General features: G+C 40.6%; 18 protein-coding genes. 11 read left to right on the top strand and 7 right to left on the bottom strand.

The window, feature by feature from the left end; all coding sequences use genetic code 11:
- Nucleotides 1-452: 452 nt before the first annotated feature.
- From V7K73_RS07440 to V7K73_RS07420, 6 genes are all read left to right on the top strand, one after another.
- Nucleotides 453-782, top strand: a complete 330-nt coding sequence (locus V7K73_RS07440) for an RNA recognition motif domain-containing protein (RefSeq protein WP_334878566.1) — start codon at nucleotides 453-455, stop codon at nucleotides 780-782.
- Nucleotides 783-899: 117 nt separating this feature from the next.
- Nucleotides 900-1088 (top strand): 30S ribosomal protein S21, encoded by a 189-nt coding sequence (gene rpsU, locus V7K73_RS07435; protein WP_012407716.1) that lies wholly within the window; start codon nucleotides 900-902, stop codon nucleotides 1086-1088.
- 190 nt (nucleotides 1089-1278) lie between these two features.
- On the top strand, nucleotides 1279-3039 hold the full coding sequence (locus tag V7K73_RS07430; RefSeq protein ID WP_334878564.1) for a serine/threonine protein kinase: 1761 nt from the start codon (nucleotides 1279-1281) through the stop codon (nucleotides 3037-3039).
- Nucleotides 3040-3490: 451 nt separating this feature from the next.
- Nucleotides 3491-3622 carry a hypothetical protein gene (locus V7K73_RS07425; RefSeq protein ID WP_334878562.1) on the top strand — a complete coding sequence of 44 codons (132 nt, stop codon included), beginning with the start codon at nucleotides 3491-3493 and terminating at the stop codon, nucleotides 3620-3622.
- On the top strand, nucleotides 3570-3704 hold the full coding sequence (locus V7K73_RS29790) for a PEP-CTERM sorting domain-containing protein (RefSeq protein ID WP_442936742.1): 135 nt from the start codon (nucleotides 3570-3572) through the stop codon (nucleotides 3702-3704). The genes V7K73_RS07425 and V7K73_RS29790 overlap by 53 nt, the downstream gene beginning before the upstream one ends.
- Nucleotides 3705-3741: 37 nt before the next feature.
- Nucleotides 3742-4977, top strand: coding sequence for a molybdopterin molybdotransferase MoeA (locus tag V7K73_RS07420; RefSeq protein ID WP_334878560.1), 1236 nt, complete (start codon nucleotides 3742-3744; stop codon nucleotides 4975-4977).
- A gap of 58 nt (nucleotides 4978-5035) precedes the next feature.
- Here the strand turns inward: V7K73_RS07420 and V7K73_RS07415 are convergent, their stop codons facing one another.
- Nucleotides 5036-6268: a cysteine desulfurase-like protein gene (locus tag V7K73_RS07415; protein WP_334878558.1), complete on the bottom strand. Its 1233-nt coding sequence runs from the start codon at nucleotides 6266-6268 to the stop codon at nucleotides 5036-5038.
- Nucleotides 6269-6479: 211 nt separating this feature from the next.
- Between V7K73_RS07415 and V7K73_RS07410 the strand changes: the two genes are divergently transcribed.
- The gene (locus V7K73_RS07410) at nucleotides 6480-6701 is read left to right on the top strand and encodes a DUF4327 family protein (protein ID WP_334878557.1); all 222 of its coding nucleotides are present in this window, start codon (nucleotides 6480-6482) and stop codon (nucleotides 6699-6701) included.
- Nucleotides 6702-7065: 364 nt separating this feature from the next.
- On the opposite strand, the gene V7K73_RS07405 is transcribed toward V7K73_RS07410, so the two are convergent.
- The 4 genes from V7K73_RS07405 to V7K73_RS07390 all read right to left on the bottom strand — a co-directional run bounded on the left by V7K73_RS07405 (nucleotide 7066) and on the right by V7K73_RS07390 (nucleotide 10722).
- Nucleotides 7066-7317, bottom strand: a complete 252-nt coding sequence (locus V7K73_RS07405; RefSeq protein WP_334878555.1) for a hypothetical protein — start codon at nucleotides 7315-7317, stop codon at nucleotides 7066-7068.
- Between the two features lie 470 nt (nucleotides 7318-7787).
- The gene (locus V7K73_RS07400) at nucleotides 7788-8768 is read right to left on the bottom strand and encodes an aldo/keto reductase (protein ID WP_334878553.1); all 981 of its coding nucleotides are present in this window, start codon (nucleotides 8766-8768) and stop codon (nucleotides 7788-7790) included.
- Nucleotides 8769-9508: 740 nt separating this feature from the next.
- Entirely contained in the window at nucleotides 9509-9913 is a 405-nt protein-coding gene (locus V7K73_RS07395; RefSeq protein WP_334878551.1) for a response regulator, read from the bottom strand.
- A gap of 656 nt (nucleotides 9914-10569) precedes the next feature.
- Nucleotides 10570-10722 carry a CopG family transcriptional regulator gene (locus V7K73_RS07390; protein WP_334878549.1) on the bottom strand — a complete coding sequence of 51 codons (153 nt, stop codon included), beginning with the start codon at nucleotides 10720-10722 and terminating at the stop codon, nucleotides 10570-10572.
- Between the two features lie 1322 nt (nucleotides 10723-12044).
- Between V7K73_RS07390 and V7K73_RS07385 the strand changes: the two genes are divergently transcribed.
- The 3 genes from V7K73_RS07385 (at nucleotide 12045) to V7K73_RS07375 (ending at nucleotide 14110) form a co-directional block, all read left to right on the top strand.
- Nucleotides 12045-12320: a hypothetical protein gene (locus V7K73_RS07385; RefSeq protein WP_334878786.1), complete on the top strand. Its 276-nt coding sequence runs from the start codon at nucleotides 12045-12047 to the stop codon at nucleotides 12318-12320.
- Between the two features lie 469 nt (nucleotides 12321-12789).
- Complete coding sequence (locus V7K73_RS07380) at nucleotides 12790-13590, top strand: RMD1 family protein (RefSeq protein ID WP_334878547.1); 801 nt, start codon at nucleotides 12790-12792, stop codon at nucleotides 13588-13590.
- Nucleotides 13591-13771: 181 nt separating this feature from the next.
- On the top strand, nucleotides 13772-14110 hold the full coding sequence (locus tag V7K73_RS07375; RefSeq protein WP_334878545.1) for a hypothetical protein: 339 nt from the start codon (nucleotides 13772-13774) through the stop codon (nucleotides 14108-14110).
- A 397-nt stretch (nucleotides 14111-14507) separates the two neighbouring features.
- On the opposite strand, the gene V7K73_RS07370 is transcribed toward V7K73_RS07375, so the two are convergent.
- Entirely contained in the window at nucleotides 14508-14960 is a 453-nt protein-coding gene (locus tag V7K73_RS07370) for a hypothetical protein (protein ID WP_334878543.1), read from the bottom strand.
- Between the two features lie 691 nt (nucleotides 14961-15651).
- A complete protein-coding gene (gene thrS / locus V7K73_RS07365) occupies nucleotides 15652-17526 on the bottom strand; it encodes a threonine--tRNA ligase (RefSeq protein ID WP_334878541.1) in 1875 nt (624 codons plus the stop codon).
- A 7-nt stretch (nucleotides 17527-17533) separates the two neighbouring features.
- Between thrS and V7K73_RS07360 the strand changes: the two genes are divergently transcribed.
- Complete coding sequence (locus V7K73_RS07360) at nucleotides 17534-17710, top strand: hypothetical protein (RefSeq protein ID WP_334878539.1); 177 nt, start codon at nucleotides 17534-17536, stop codon at nucleotides 17708-17710.
- Nucleotides 17711-17721 lie beyond the last annotated feature (11 nt).

Raw genomic sequence — 17721 nt, 5'->3', positions numbered from 1 at the left:
AGAGATTTTACTTTTCGTTAGATAGTTTAGTTTTATCTTGCCTACCTACTTATAGCCTTTATTTGTTGCCTGACTTTGCCTTTCATATTAAAATTTGGGAGTAATACTTTTGGTTAATCGTTCAATTCGGATATTAAAGATGCGCCCCTGCATGTCTGATTTCCTTTATCACCCTACAGGATTTATCTTTTTCCATTTCCAACCCTTTTTTGCGGTGGGCTGTGCTTATGGGAAGTGGGGGCAGACGATCGCCTAAGTGCGATCGCATCACTAGTTAATTATCTACTGGATGCAGATGGATGCAGAGAGTTGGCTCGTATGTCATCCTAGATTAGGAGAGTTAATTTGGTGATGTCTTTGATTTTAGTATTGAAAGGCTTTTTCCTTTTAGTATTTACAGACTACTCAGAGAAATTAAAATCTCTACACAGTGATGATTTTGGAGAGAATCGATGTCAATTTATGTAGGTAACCTCTCTTATGACGTTACACAAGAAGATTTAAGTGGTATTTTTGCAGAATATGGTACTGTAAAACGGGTTCAAGTACCTACTGACCGTGAAACAGGTCGTCCACGCGGCTTTGCTTTTGTGGAAATGGGAACCGAAGCTGAAGAAGCAGCTGCCATAGAAGCTCTCGATGGTGCTGAGTGGATGGGTCGTGACCTGAAGGTGAATAAGGCTAAACCTAAAGAAGATAGAGGAGACAGAGGTTCCTTTGGTGGTGGTGGTAGAGGAGGATACGGCGGCGGCGGCGGCGGTGGTGGACGCAACCGCTACTAAGGTTGGAAACAAAAAAAATTTACCTAGAGTCTTAAGGTCAGACAAGGTGTCTGTCTTTTTTTTGTAATGTTACTGTTTCCATAGCCATTGATGAAGTCAACTTAGTTAGGAGAAATAATGACCCAAGTAATCGTAGGTGACAATGAACACATTGAGTCAGCCTTACGGCGATTTAAGCGAGAAGTTTCCAAGGCTGGAATTTTTCCAGACATGAGAAAGCATCGTCATTTTGAAACACCCCTAGAAAAACGTAAGCGCAAAGAAGTTGCCAAGCACAGGCAGAGTAAGAGAAGTTTTCGTAACTAATAACAATTCACGAAAGTCTTGATGCGTATAGATTTCTCGTAGGGGCATGGCAAAGACAAGCCCCTACCAGATGACATACATATAAACAAATGCCTTCATAGAATCTATGAGGGTTTTCCTTTTGCCTATTTTAAAATCAGGAAACCTAAAGAAACGCTAAAATCAAGTCAGCCTTTGTATTGTAGCGGTTGTGTCCCACATCACTCAGAGGGCGGTTCACTGTATAAATCCTGATTGTCAACGTCCTTATCCTCAGCCTTGGGGAAACAAATTTTGCAACAGTTGTGGCGCACCGCTAGAACTGTTAGACCGCTATGTTCCACTTCAGGCTTTGGGGTCGGGAGGATTTGCTCAAATTTACACGGTTTGGGATGAAAAAACTCAAACAGAGAAAGTGTTGAAGGTGTTAGTAGAAAATTCACCAAAGGCACTGGAGTTATTTACCCAAGAAGCGGCGGTTTTATCTAGTTTGCACCATCCCGGTGTCCCCAGAGTCGATGCCGAAGGCTATTTTCAGGTACAACTGTTTAACCCCAAACCGCACCAACTACCTTGTCTGGTAATGGAAAAAATCAATGGACGCACTTTAGAGGAGATATTAAAAAAGTTTCCCCAAGGATGTCCAGAGGATTTGGTTTTAAACTGGTTTGCCCAAACTGTACAGATTTTACAAGAATTACACAAACGTCAGATTCTTCACCGCGATATCAAACCTTCTAATTTAATGCTAGGCAGTTCTTCGCCATCTTTAACCCCGTATCAAGGGCAAACAGGGGGCGATCGCTTAGTATTAATTGATTTTGGCGGGGCGAAACAATTTAGCGCCTCTAAGCTGCGTTCTCAGTCTAGTTCCACGCGATTATTTTCTTCTGGGTACAGTCCACCAGAACAGGTGATTGGCGGGATTGTCGGGCCAAGTGCCGATTTTTATGCCCTTGGTCGAACGGTGATTGAACTATTAACAGGCAAGTACCCGCCAGAGTTGGAAGATCAGCAAACGGGGAAATTGGACTGGCGAACTACGGTAAATGTCAACCCCCAATTAGCTTCTTTGCTGGATGAGATGGTGCAAGAGGATGTGCGATCGCGTCCAGCAAATGCAGCTATAATTCAAAAACGTTTGGCGAAGATTTCTCAACCATTACCGCCACCAGGATTATTTGCCCAACTGCGAGACAACCTTAAGCAAGGCTCAACGCAAGTTTACCAAAGATTTACCCAGCTAATACAAGCTATTGAACAAGTTTTAGCTAACTTTAGCCAAGCTGTAACTAAAACCGTTATTTTTATCGCTCAGACAATTATCAAAATTTTCCTAGCTTGTTTGGCGACGATTTGGGCGATGATCCTGGCTTATGTTGGCGCTTGTTTTGGTGCGATCGCTGGTTTTATTTTGGCATATCACACCAGCTTGGGTCGTCAGGTTGTGGAATTTATTTGGAGTCAGCAAAACCAATTAGTACCAAATACTCAACACGTCTTTGGGGCAGATATTTTGGTATTCGTCGCCGCCGGCTGGGGAACTGCTTGGGGACTGACAGTATCCGGGTGTTTTGGTCAACATCGGCGCTTTTTAGTAGCCTCGCTGATGGGGATGATTAGCTATGGCTTCGGCTGGTTGATTTTGCAATTAATGACACCCAAAGATAGCGGTGAGGGTTTAGTGGCAGTAATTTTAGTGGGAGTTTGCCTACTCACCTTAAGTTTAGGACTCCGCAGCCATCACATAGTGTACGCTGTCTTCGCTGCCTTTGGTAGTGCGATCGCCTATGCAGTTTTGATTCTTTTCAGGTTAGCGCCTCCGATTTTCCAATTCTCTAGTCAACCAACCTGGTCAGAGTTACAGTTACCTCTGATTTTTTTTGGTTCTGTAGGCGTTTTTATTAGCTTCTGGTTAGGAGTGAGTTACTACCTAATTGTCCCTGGATTGCGGTTTTTAGGGTGGCGTTAAATAATTCGTAATTCGTAATTCGTAATTCGTAATTACGTTTTGTGACGAACGCACAAAGCCTCTCTAAGAGTTGAGTGCTGTTGTGGGGACGGTTTGGGACTCGCATTACAACGTGCGATTTAGCTGAGGCATTCAATTCGCGCTGCCCTTCTTAGACTCTTGACTTAAACTGAACATAGTTCGTTAAATCAGTGAACAATCAACAGTTATCAATTTTTAACTGATATGACTTGAGCTTTCATTCTGTTTTTGAGAAATATTCAGGACTTACAGAAAATACCTCTCAAACTCTTATTACTCCGTGTCGCGCCAGTTGCTTCAAGTCTCTTAACCGCAAGGGCGCACTGGCTTCTCTGTGCCTAATAAGGTTCGATTTTCCGTTATTTGTGCGTAAGTCCTAATATTGTATTGTTGTAGAAACTGAATTTTAATAATTTTGGAAGTTGTATCTATGACACATCTGTTTACAAAAATAGTGACAACTACTGCTTTAGGGTTAGCGATCGCTATAAGCACTAACAACCTAGCTTATGCTGCTGAGTTCAACTTTAACTGGAAAGAACAATTCAGTTCAGCTATCTAAAGTCCCCGAAGGAAGCATGATTATAGGTTTACTAACAGTGTGTAGTTTGGGATTTAGCCTCAAGCAGAAATTCAATCCATAATTTAAAATCTAAAATCTAAAAGTCGGAGGCGATCGCTATGGTATCAGTCAGCGATGCACAAGCAATTATTTTAAATTTAGTACAACCGTTAGATCCTCAGCGTGATACAGAAGTTGTCGATTTATTAATAGCAGATAGTCGGATTTTGGCAGTACCTGTAACTAGTCCGCTAGATTTTCCCCATTGGGATAATTCGGCAATGGATGGCTACGCAGTTCGCTACGAAGATGTACAGCATAGCAGCGAAAACCCAGCCGTTTTAGAAATTGTTGAAGATATTCCGGCTGGGTATCAGCCCAAGTCTACAATTCAACCGGGGCAAGCCGCGCGGATTTTCACAGGTGCGGTGATTCCAGCAGGTGCGGATACTGTAGTCATGCAAGAAAAGACACGCCGCGAGCAAAACCGTGTATTTATCCTGGATGCGCCAAAACCGCAAGAATTTGTCAGACACAAAGCATCTTTTTATCAATCTGGAACACAGTTACTACCAGCAGGAATTAAGTTAAATGCTCCAGAAATTGCCGTATTAGCAGCATTACAATGTCCGCAATTAAGTGTTTACCGCCGTCCGCGTGTGGCCATTTTTTCTACTGGTGATGAGTTGATGACACTCGATCAACCGTTGCAACCGGGGCAAATTGTGGATTCTAATCAGTATGCACTAGCAGCTTTAGTAAGACAAAGTGGCGCAGAACCAATACTTTTAGGCATAGTCAAAGACGATCGAGTTGCTTTAGAGAAAGTTATTGCCCACGCCGTTGCGATCGCTGATATAGTTCTCTCTTCTGGTGGTGTCTCAGTAGGAGATTATGACTTTGTTGATAAAATTTTAGAGTCACTAAAAGCAAAAATCCACATTCGCTCTGTAGAAATGAGGCCAGGAAAACCCCTCACCGTCGCCACACTCCCCACTCCCCACTCCCCACTCTACTTTGGTTTACCAGGAAACCCTGCTGCTGCGTTGGTGACATTTTGGCGGTTTGTGCTACCAGCAATCAAGAAACTTTCGGGAATTACTTTATGTTGGGAACCAGTGTTTTTGAAAGTGCGATCGCATCATGAGTTGCGATCGAACGGCAAGCGCGAAACTTACCTTTGGGGTAAATTGCATTTAATTGATGGAGTTTACGAATTTTATCAAGCTGATGGTAGTCAAAGTTCCGGCAATTTAATTAATTTAGCTCAAACAAATGCTTTAGCTGTTCTCCCGGTGGGTAAAACATTAATTTACCCACAAGAAGAGGTGCAAGTTTTGCAGCTTAGTAACTGATAATAGAGAATGGGGACAAGGAGACAAGACAGAAATAAGCAATCCCCAATCCCCAGTTTTAAAATACCTGCTCAAAAGCCTCAATCAAACTGTTAACTTCCTCAAGGGTGTTGTAATGCACCATACTCACGCGGAGTATTCCGCCTTGCGAGGCTAAACCCAGGTATTCAATCAGCCGTTTAGCATAAAAATCTCCGTAACGAATCGCAATATGATGTTGGTCAATTTTTTTTGGAATGGTTGAGCTATTCATTCCATCTACTACAAAAGATATAGTTGGTACACGGAATTTACGGTTAGCTTTTGATTGACCAATTACTCGCACATTAGACTTATTGTTGAGGTAATTTAAGAGGCGATCGCTAATCTGTTCTTCATGTATGCTAATTAAATCAAACGCTTGCACCATTTGATTTCTCAAATCAGGTGCAGTTTGATCGCCGTAGTGCAGTTGTGCTAATTCACTTAGATAATCACATAAACCCAACATTCCATAACTTAATTCAAAATTGACATTCCCTAACTGAAATTTATAAGGTATATCTGTCTGCTCAATAAAATAATGGTTAAGACCAGGTAATCTTAATAAATGTTCTTCTTTGCCATAAAGTAAAGCATGATGTGGCCCGTAAACTTTATAACAACTCAAAGTATAAAAATCAACATCTAAATCTTGGACATCCACTAACCTGTGGGGTGCATAAGCTACACCATCTACACAGATCATCGCGTTGCGATCGTGTACAAATGCAGCAATTTCTTTGATAGGATTGATGGTTCCCAGAACATTAGAAGCATGAGTCAAAGCTACTAGTTTTGTCCGCTGACTCATCAATGGTTCTAAATCTGCTAAATCAAGTTCCAAGGTATCTGGGCGAATTTGCCACACTTTAACCTTCATTCCTTGTTTTTCGAGAGCCATCCAAGCACCAATATTGGACTCATGGTCACAATTAGTCACAATAATTTCATCACCAGGCGTAAAAGTTTGGCCTAGACAAATAGAAAGAACTTTCAACATCATTGTAGTAGATGGTCCCATAACCACTTCTTTATAAGAATTGGCGTTAATCAAAGTAGCCATTCCCCTAGTTGCTAAAGCCAATCGTTCTCCTGCAAGTTCAGAAACTGCATAAGAAGCTCCCAACTGGACATTAGAACTTAAAAGGAATTCGCTAATTCTATCTACTACCTTTTTCAGGGTTTGTGAACCGCCAGCATTATCAAAAAAAGTCCATTCACCAGCTAGGGCAGGAAAATATTGCCGAACTTTATCAAGATTCAAAAACATAGTATAAGCTTTTTGGAGAATGTTCTTTACCCTAGCTTACCTTTTGGCAAGTCGCACGGAGAGCATCTACATCCTCTCTTAGTGTTTATGTTGTGCTAGAGTTCTTAATTCTTCACAATTCTCGCCAATTTTATTTGATAAGTTTAAGAGAGAGTCAAAACAATAGTTGCTTTGACTTTTAATTCCTTGATTCAAAACAAAGGAACAAGCTATGAACACTACAGTTAAATATTACATTGAGGTGATTAAGCAAGAAGCACTTCAACTTGTTAAAAAAAGACTTGTTAACCGTCAGCAATCAATTTATACTCTCTGTAAATATATTCCTCATTGTGAGTGGGTTAATTTTGAACTGGAGTTAGAAAAAAACGAATTTTTGCTTAGAGATAGAATTATTGACCTCCTGAATCACGAATCATGGGAAGACGATTAAGGCTGCATTTAGAGGCTAAATCTTATTAGCCGCATCTCCATAAAATTAAAATTAAAAATTAATTTTTAAACACTAAAAACTCTCGAATTAAGTTGGGGGTTATAAACCAATACAGTTCAGTTACAATACTGCGTAGGTTTTCCCTAAAAAATCACTCTGGTGTAGGTTGGGGAGCCACTTATATGCGGTTATGTCCGTGGCTTACCTCACCCTCAATCCCTCTCCGATATATTGGAGAGGGAAGCTAGATAATTGATGAAGTTTTGTATTTTGCGTAAAGCCTGCGGCAACGCTTGGCTTAACGTGAAGCGTGCCGGAGGCAAGAGTGCGAATTGCGAATTGGTTTAATCCACTTTCCTTAGGATTAGGCAGACAATTCTTGTAGCCCTATCCATTCGGTGATAGATTGCCATTGGCTTGCGTAAACAGTAGTATTTCTACGTTTTTCTTGTTCAGGTTTTCTAGATAGTTTTCCCTTGACAGCATCCGTGAATGAACTGGATTGGTTCAGATTATAAACAGGCATTTCTTGCCAGCAGTGGCGACAAAACCAGTAACTTTCTGCACCGCGTACATGTTCTAAAAGTAGACTTGAACAGCAAGGACAGTAGTTCATATTTTTCTCTAATCCTGTTAATAAAAGTTTTATTGCAAATCAGGGTAGCCAGTTGACAAGGCCGTAAATATTTAAAACAATGTGTCTATATTTTTACTATAGTATTTAAATATGAGAAACTTGTGAGGAAATTTAAACAATTCGCACTTCGTAATGATGCTCTTTACGAGACGCTAAAAGCGCAGCGTCTCGAAGAGAATGCTTTACGCTACGAAGAGAGCAATTACGTTTTGTAACGAAGCCAAAAATTAAATTACTCGTATTTGATTTTTGAAATTATTTACGTGGTGCGCGATAGGTGGGGAGTCGCTTCCCCCAGCGAGAACTTTAGCAAGAACTGCGGTCTAAATGATAAATACTTTAGCCAGAAAGGACATCAGCCCCCTTACGGGGGCGAAAGCCGCAAAATATCCTGGTTTTGGCAACAATATCTTTGAAACGGAAGAAAGCTTTTATTTTTTGGATCTTCCTTAACGATTAACAGTACTCATATCAGGGTAGCGATCGCCTGCGGTAATCCCCTTTACTGCTATTGCTTCAATCCGACTGAGGTCATCTTTAGTTAGAACAATCTCAGTTGCGGCGATGTTGTCTTCTAAATAAGTGCGTCGCTTTGTACCAGGAATCGGCACAATATCTTCACCTTGAGCCAGTAGCCAAGCCAAAGCAAGTTGGCTAGGTGTGACTTTTTTTTCATCAGCGATTTCCTTGACTTTTTCAACTAATTGCAGGTTTTTAGAGAAATTCTCGCCCTGAAAACGGGGATGATTTCTCCGAACATCATCTGCTGCAAGGTCTTCAGGACGGGTGATAGCTCCCGATAATAACCCACGACCAAGAGGACTATAAGCAACAAAACCAATTCCTAGTTCTCGGATAGTAGCTAAAATTTCATCTTCTGGATCGCGGCTCCACAAAGAATACTCTGTTTGTAGCGCGGTAATTGGATGAACTACCGCAGCCCGTCTAATTGTCGCTGGAGCAGCTTCCGACAGCCCTAAATACCGCACTTTACCAGCCTGTACTAACTCAGCCATTGCCCCTACAGTATCTTCGATTGGCACCTTTGGATCAACTCGATGTTGATAGTACAGGTCAATAACCTCTACTCCCAAACGTTTAAGTGAAGCATCACAAGCTGTTTGGACATATTCGGGACTGCCATTAACTCCTTTCCAACCACCTTCTTCGGTACGAACATTACCAAACTTGGTTGCTAATACTACTTGCTCTCGACGATCCTTAATTGCTCTACCTACTAATTGCTCATTAGTGAAAGGCCCATACATATCAGCAGTATCGAGAAAATTGACTCCAAGATCCAAAGCACGATGGATAGTGGCGATCGCTTCAGATTCATCACGACCACTGTAAAATTCCGACATTCCCATACAACCAAGTCCCAGTTGTGAAACTTCCAGTCCTTGTTTGCCTAACTTTCTAGAATTCATTGAAAATCTCCTAGCTATTAAGTCTTATATGAACATCAGTATTAAAACAAATAAGGATATCTTACCTAAATTACAGGAATCCGTCTTAGCTCTTTAGTAGTATTTTAAGAAATTTAGCTACTGTTAGTTTTCTTTATAATTTCATTTGTATTAGGACTTACGCAAAATGACCAAAAAACGAACCGCAGAGGACGCAGAGAACACAGAGGAATAAGAGTTTGAGAAAGTTTTTGCGTAAGTCCTGTGTATCTAAAAATGCAGTAATTGTTCACAGAGGTTAAAACCATTGGATAGAAATAATTAGACCTCTTGCATAAATCAAAAATAAAGAACCCCACCCCGCATTTGAGTAAACTTACGCTCCCATCCCCAAAATATCGGGGAGGGATTGGGAGTGGGGTGTTAGAGACTTTTGCAAGAGGTCTATTGCATAAAGACTATTTCTTTTTTAGTAGGCAGAAACCAGACTTTTAAGCTTGAACCGAATTAAGTAAATTGAGGAACAAAATGGCTTGAATTCGTTGGTAACCCTTTAGAGAAGTAGAAATCATGCAAGGGTAAAAAAATCGATTATTCGATCAAATGTCAGGGCTATTTCATTCTCATCTAGCCCGCCTCAGAATGAATTCACCAGGCGTATAGCGAAAGAACTTTAGTTCTGGGCGGTTTATGTATAGAATCAAATAGCCCTAATCAAATGCTGTCACTTCAAGAGAGCGATCGCCTACGAGGCTTCATAATTACCAATTACAAGAACCAACCAAACTAGCCACTATCTCAACTAGTTCTTCAGGATCAATCGGTTTAGATACATGAGTGTTAAAGCCACCTTCCAAAGCCCGAATACGATCCTCACTATCAGCAAAGGCTGTTAAAGCAATAGCCGGGACTCGTCCACCATGCTTTGGTTTGAGCGCACGAATTTTGCGGATGAAAGTGTACCCATCCTCTCCAGGTAGCCCAATATCAGAAATTAAAACATCGGGTTGCAATTCAGATAAAACTTTACGTGCCGCATCTGCTGATATTACTGCGATAACTTTTGCTCCATCCATTTCCAAGACAGTAGTGATGAAGAAGCGAGTATCATCATCATCCTCAACTACCAGAATATCTAAACCAGCAAGAGTTCCAGAAGGTTCCATAAATGTTATTTTATAATAACTTTCTGTGACTTTTACCTGCTAATTAGAAAATCAGAGCTTGAGAAACCCTCAAAATGACCTTTTCAGATGCGGTATAAAATTATATCACAAAGTGTAGGGTGTACCCCAGGTAAACGAGAACCGCTATAATTTATGCGATCGCAGTCCTCTGTGATTTACAAGTTGATAAACACACGGCTTTCGATATTCTTCAGAAGTTCGATAGTTGGGCAATTAACTACGCTATTGGGACAGAGGGTGCGATAATGCGATCGCTTTGTACTCCAAAACGCAAATAATGCTTCATTCTCAAAAAAGCCTGCTTCTATGTAGTTTTGATGTCATTTCTAGCCAGTTGTAGAGCGGGAACTGAATTGTGAGTACTGTATCAATCATGTAGAGGCGTTTAACAGCACTCACACAACAACTGGCATACAGAGGGAGAAGTGATGTAGGGTTAAAGCTGTGTTTCAAACCACAACTTCTTCACTGTCTAACGCTGTTGATATCTCCATTGAAGATCCAACAGCACAACATTAGTTGCCAATTTGCCGAAATCTGTCACAAGTCTTGTCTAACATCAAGCTCATTGAAACTTTCATTCTTTCTCTTGGTTAAGTTTTTATCCAGTGTGATTTACTTTTTTTTTGAGTTTTTTACTCTTCATCTTCAGTCGCAAGAGAGCGAATTAATTCCCGAATTACATCGGTTGCGGGTCTACCAGTGCTTGAGCAATATTTTTCCAATTTATCGGCCTCACCTGATGTGAGATTGATTGTAAGTCGTTTAACAGCCCATTTCTTATTCATGATATTAGACAAGTTCGATTTATCAACTACTTCTCTAATATCAATCACTTAATCTGTTACTACATGAGTATTATCAAGGAATTTTAATTTAAGAAATGATGAAGTAGACTAAAATATTTTTCTAAATAATAATAACTATGTAAAGTCTATTTTAGAATATAAAGTTTAACTATCTTAAAAGTAGTAACTATCAAGCCAGTATAAAGAAAGTATAAAATAGGTTGATATAAACTAAGTAGTTTGCCCCAATCTACGCTAGCCCACATCAGCAACCCAAGCTACAGTACCACATTGGAGATATTAGGACTATTGAGGAAGCGATGCCTACGGCGGGCTGCGCCTAGGCCATTAAATTAGACAACTGCATTTTGGCTGATTTAGTCACGCTTTTACCTTTGGATGAAGAAGAGTAGCATTGTCATAAGGGGCTATTTGCTGTGGCGTGACACTCTTTTAAAAAACTTTCTGGTAATGAGGGACGTAAACACAGATATACTAATGGCCCAAATAAGGGAAAAAGAGCAACTACCCAAAAAATATGGCGTTAAGTTCTTCCCATTGAAGCGTTAAAATCTTCCATCCTAAAGACCATGTGTCAGGTTGATCGACTGGGGCTAGCAATATAGTATAAGTAACGAATCCCAGCCAGATAAACCAAAGAATGGTTTTTCGTACATTTTTTAAGGAAAAGCTATTTATCATATCCTTGCTATTTGAAATAAAAAATAACATTAGATTTTCTGTAATAAAATCACTATTAACAATTCAAAATTCACACATTAAAACATTTTTGACATTTCAGAAGGGCATTTAAACCCCGACTTAAACTAATGCTACATAATAGATGTATGGATCTTAAAGCTTTGAAGTTTCGATAAGTTATTTATGATTATTAATGGATTAACCTTTTTAATTTAGCTGTTTAAACAAGTTACTTTCATGACTCTTGAGAGAGAATCATTTTAAACTGCTCCTCAACTTTAGATATACAGCAGTTTTCTTTTAGATAAATAAATAAACTATAAAACTACGGGTTTTCAGGCAGTTATCGCTGGAGGTAAGAACTATCACAATCGCTCCAAATTGCAAAATACTCCCGACAGATAGATATTTTGGCAGATTTCGTGTCAATATGCCTCTTAACATAGTCATATAGGAATATGCTTTAGCGTTCTAATCTCAGCAATTAGATAGTTCAAAAGAGCGCTTGAAATGTTTTACTATTATTAATGTATTTGCAATTAAATGCAAATCTCTTATTACGAGAGTACCGAGTCGTTTTTGTAAGTTAATTATTTGTAGCTAAGTAGCAATTAAAAATGATGCAAAATACATTGGTTGATAAAACCTTCCGCGACACCGAAGGCAACATTGTTATAGCTCAGATGCCAAATCTACCGCTTGTTGTTTGGATAGTAACTAGTTTACTAAGTCTAATTTTTACAAGCGGCAAAATCAATACATTGTTAGACCTAGTAGCATACGGCTCTTTGTTTACTTGGGCGTGGCTGGAATTATTTCAAGGGGTTAATTATTTTCGGAGAGCGCTAGGTCTTGCCGCACTTGTTAGTCTTATTGTTTTCAAAATTCAGTATTAATTAAGACTAACTAATTAAAAAATCATAAGGAGTATTTTTTTATTTGTCATATCAAATCCGTTTGTATAGGAATTATTCTTCTTTCCTGTTCCTCTTGGCTCTCTGCGTCTGGAGCGGTTTTTTAATCATTCAGATGCTACCGGATTTGATATCAGTCTTTTATCTTAGTAGATTTTTGTATTGGGATGCTCCCTGATAAATAGTTGTAGCAACTTGCATAAAAATTCTGATTAGAATCGACATCATTACATCCTCTTACTATGAAAAGGCAGCTAAGAATTAATGATCGGTATAGCTAAAAAACCGGATCTTCAAGAATACTGTGAGCCGTACTAACGTAGTGCTGGATAGATTTATTGGTAAGCTGAGATTGTAGCGATCTTCACAACAGACATCAACTGCGACGCCGAATAGCCCGTCGTAGATATCGCTACTTGAGTAGTTCAGCAGAATATACCATAGGGCGACAATGCAAAAACTCCTTTTTAATGACAAAGATAGATTTAGAGCGCAGGCCCTATTCCTTGGTAAAGATATAAACTTACAGAACTTGGAGGATTACGTTTGCTTGGCGACTATGCCAGTAATAGTTACAGTCGGTGAACACGGCTGTGCGGTACTGCTAAACTATGGTGCAGTTGTCCTGTTTAATGTTGAACCTGTGGAAAAGGTAGCCTTCTTGACCAAATTATCCTCTCAAGTTAATGGCTCTTTTGCCAACCCAGAAACAGAAGAGGTAGAAATTCATCTGAATGTAGCAGAGAGTGAGCGAGTTAAGGAAGGAAAAATTTTGCTGCATGAATTTAGTGTAGAACGCTTGCAGATAGTGGCTGATATTCTTGCCAAGAGTATTGTGCTGTCTCACTATGAAACCAGCCTAGCGACTGTATTCGATCAAATTGAACCCTTTGCAGCAAGTCTCCAGCGGGAAAACAGGAGTAGACCCCAGAGCCGAGAATTACTCCGTCAACTTGGGACTACTCTATTAGTTCAACATAAGATTGTCGGTCGAGTAGAGATTATCGATAAGCCGGAGTTACTATGGGAATCCCCACAGCTAGAAAACTTATATCTGCGCTTGGAGGATGAATACGAAATCCGTGAGCGTCACCATGCTCTAGAACGCAAATTAGAGCTAATTACCCAAACCGCACAAACAGTGCTGGAGTTTATGCAGCATAGCAGTAGCCAGCGAGTAGAGTGGTATGTGGTGATTCTGATTGTGGTGGAGATTCTGCTGTCACTATATGAGATCATTTTCAAAGGCTAACGCTAAATTTGGAGAGCCTAAACCTATTGGACTAACCCAAAACCGCTATATTCCACCAGACGATTTATAATCATCTGGGCTAGGTGCAAAATGTTAGTAAAAAACATTCTTCCCTACGAACGTGATAGAAAATACTTGTATGATTTATGATTTTTGACTCATAGTGTAAGGATTACAGATAATGCACGTTCTCAAAAGATCCATCAAACCAGCCGCCTATATATCATTCCTCCACATTTACCAAACTACTTGGGGGACTGCTGGTGATATTTGTTTAATCCGTGAATCTGTAGCTAATGAAAGTACAGCAAAGTTTATCGGTCACAAAATCCAACTAGTAGTTCCAAAAGGATTGGAGCGCGATCGCATCGCCAACTGTCCGATAATCAAAGTTGCAGGTAATGTCGGCGACGGACATCCTAAAGAGCATCCGTTGGAATGGGAGGCTTATGAAGGTGTGGATAAAGAAATCGCTCTAGCGGCTCTCAAACCTTGGGGCTTCAAGTTAATTGAGCTTTAGCGGGTTGACAAGCTCAACTTTTTTTCATTCTTCTGCTAAAGTTACTTTTTTCCAAAATTGCCCAATTTTCCCCCCCAGCACTATCAGACATTAGCTCAAATGGGAAAATTTATCTCACGCAAAATTTCCCATTTTTGCCGTAATATCCAGTCAATTGTTTTACTCTAACCGGATATTTTTAAATTATTGTAGTATCTAAGACTTACCCACTGTATAAATGCATCGCGATCTTAATTAAGCAGCAAGAGCCAAGTTTTCAGGCTTTTGTTAATAAGAATAGCCTCTTAAGAGCTAGCGTTGGGGAGCAAGATTCAAAGCCTCTCTCCTTAAAGGAAGAGAGCTTTGGAAGTGAGGTCAAAGTGTATTTTCCATTCAAGAACCGCTATAGGTAAAGCAATTAACCACGACCCCAGTTGCGATCGCGTTCTTGATAGCGGCGATTATTTTCACGTTCTTGATAGCGACGATTATTTTCACGTTCTTGATAGCGACGGTTATAATCGCGTTCTTGATAGCGATGGTTATAATCGCGTTCTTGATAGCGATGGTTATAATCGCGTTCTTGATAGCGGTGATTATTTTCGCGTTCTTGATAGCGGTGATTATTTTCGCGCTCATAGCGATCGTTATTGTCACGAATGTAGCGAAGGTCGTTCTGGCGGTCATAATTATCATTTCTGTGGTAACGACTGTAACGTTCGTAGTTACCATCATTGTTGCGGTGATAACCGTAGTTATCTAACTCAGCAACATAAGACGCTGATGTATTAGCATCAGCTTTTGGAGAAATTGCCAAAGCTGAAGCAGATGCTATCAAGCCGGCGAGCAAAATAGAGCTAAAGCGGTTCATGATGTGAGTCAAAAATTATTGATAGTAATTGATGCAAGTCCAGTCTGTTTACGAAGAGCAGATTCCACAAGTCTTTAAATCAATCCTATCAATGTTGAGTAAATAGAAAAGTTTTCTTGCGTGGGGTGATTGAGAACAGTTTTGTTGTCTGTGATACTTTTTAAATCCAGTGAAAAGTTAAAATTAAATCAAAAGACCTCTCCCTGGTTTTACTACGTAAAATCGTCCCTCTCCGAGTCGGAGAAGGACAAGAGGGAGAGAGGGACGGACTTGAATTTTAGTTCAAAGCAGGGAGAGCTTCGTCGAACTCACGTTAAATTAAATACCAAATACCTTGCGATCGCTCCTTAACCAACACCTCACTAAGCCTGAGTATCTAAGAGGTTTTTTGAAAAGTGGTTGGCTGTGATTTTAGGCACTTATTCATCCCCCCAACCCCCCGATAAATTGGGGGGCAAAACCTTTCAAAGTCCCCTAATTTATTGGGGGATTAAGGGGAGCCTGTGCGGTCTTGGGGTCTCCCCAAGTGGAGCATCTGGCGTGTGGGGTGCAATGACTGTGGGAATCATAACTAATTACGCCTACCTACTTACTGTGTCACGAATTGCTAAATAAAGAATGGCATTAATGCTGATTTTTCAGTTAATTTTTGAGGCTGGGCATTACCCAGCCTACTATTTGCTATTTGAAGTTAATCTGCGCTGGTGACATCGATGTGAAAGTTATCAAAGTTAGCGATCGCTTCTTGTAATTTATCCACAACTCGATCGACAGAAATACTACCCAAGTCCACAGAGGGGCGGGTACGGATACTCAAGGTGTTGGTTTCCACTTCTTTGGCTCCCACCACAGCCATCACGGGTATTTTTTCTTTCTCTGCATTGCGAATTTGTTTACCCAAGCGATCGCCACTGGTATCAACTTCTGCACGGATGCCCAACGCCGTCATTTTCGCCACCACATCTTTAGCAAAGTCTAGCTGTGTATCACCCACTGGTAATAATCTAGCTTGCACTGGCGCTAACCACAAAGGAAAATCGCCGGCATATTCTTCAATTAAGATCCCAATTAGTCGTTCCAGCGAACCAAAAGGCGCACGGTGAATCATTACTGGACGTTTGCGAACACCATCTTCAGCGACGTATTCCAAATCAAAGCGTTCTGGCAAATTGTAATCTACCTGCACAGTTCCTAATTGCCACTCTCGATCTAGGGCATCACTAAAGATAAAGTCAAGTTTTGGCCCATAAAAAGCAGCTTCCCCGATACCTTCAAAGTGATCCATCCCCAAAGTTTCAACTGCACGGCGAATTGCACCTTCGGCTTTGTCCCAAACTTCATCGGAACCGATATACTTATCACTAGCTGGATCGCGGAAACTGAGTCTAGCTTTAAAGTTCTTCAGTTGCAGACTATTGAACACTGACAAAATCAAATCCACCACACTGAGAAATTCACTATCTAGCTGTTCTGGGGTGACGAACAGGTGAGAATCATCCACCGTAAAACCGCGCACCCGTGTTAAACCGCTTAATTCCCCTGATTGTTCGTAGCGGTAAACAGTACCAAATTCTGCCAAGCGCATCGGTAGTTCTCGATAAGAGCGTAACTCACTCTTATATATTTGGATGTGGAAGGGGCAATTCATCGGCTTCATGACGAAGCCCTGTTCCTGTGCAGCAGCTTCGGAGTTATCTGCCATTAAAGGGAACATATCTTCTTTATATTTCTGCCAATGTCCAGAGGTTTTAAATAAATCTACTCTGGCAATGTGAGGCGTTACTACGGATAAATAACCCCGTTTTAACTGTTCTTGCTTGAGAAAGTCTTCTAAAGTACTCCTTAACAGAGTGCCTTTGGGTGTCCACAAAGGTAAACCCGGCCCGACTAAATCAGAAAATATAAATAATCCCAGTTCCTTACCCAGTTTCCGGTGATCTCGCCGTAGCGCTTCTTCTTTGCGTCGCTTATATTCAGCGAGTTGTTCTGGGCTTTCCCAAGCGGTGGCGTAGATGCGTTGGAGTTGGGCTTTAGTTTCATCCCCACGCCAATAAGCACCAGCAACGCTTTCTAGTTCAATTGCTTTCGGGTTTAATTCGCTGGTATTTTCCAGATGAGGTCCTGCACACAAATCCCACCATTCATTCCCCAGGTGGTAAATCGTAATTGGTTCGTTTTTGATATCTGCTAGGATTTCTAGCTTGTAAGGTTCGTTAATTTCCTGAATCCGGCGTTGGGCTTCTTCGCGGCTGACTTCTTCTCGAATAACCGCAAACTTGCGATTTATAATCTTCGCCATCTCTTTTTTGATGGTTTTGAGATCATTTTCGCTAAATGGTTCTGGATTGTCGAAGTCGTAGTAAAAACCGTTTTCTATCCAAGGGCCGATTGTAACTTGCGCCTTGGGAAACAGCTTTTGTACTGCCATTGCCATTACATGGGAAGCAGTGTGGCGAATCTTCTTTAAGTTCTCCGATTCGCTGGTACGCGGTAAATAAACTTTTTCAACTTGTTCTGACTGTTCGGACTGATTTGATGAATTTGGCGACATTGGCTGCTGAACCATTGGCGAAGTGATTACAAAAGGTGATTTATCTGAATCTTTTGGCTTATTCAACTATAACGACTTTGATTTTTGGCAGTTCAGCAATATCATCCAACTATTGACTGAATTTGCGATCGCCGATAAAGATAAATTTTTCATCGGTTCGCTGAGTATCAAACTCAGGATTGCACGCGACGCCGAATAGCCCGTCGTAGA

Source organism: Nostoc sp., assembly GCF_036916975.1.
Taxonomy (GTDB): domain Bacteria; phylum Cyanobacteriota; class Cyanobacteriia; order Cyanobacteriales; family Nostocaceae; genus Nostoc.
The sequence above is the reverse complement of the archived record's forward strand: the minus strand, read 5'-3'. Positions and strand labels throughout refer to the sequence as shown.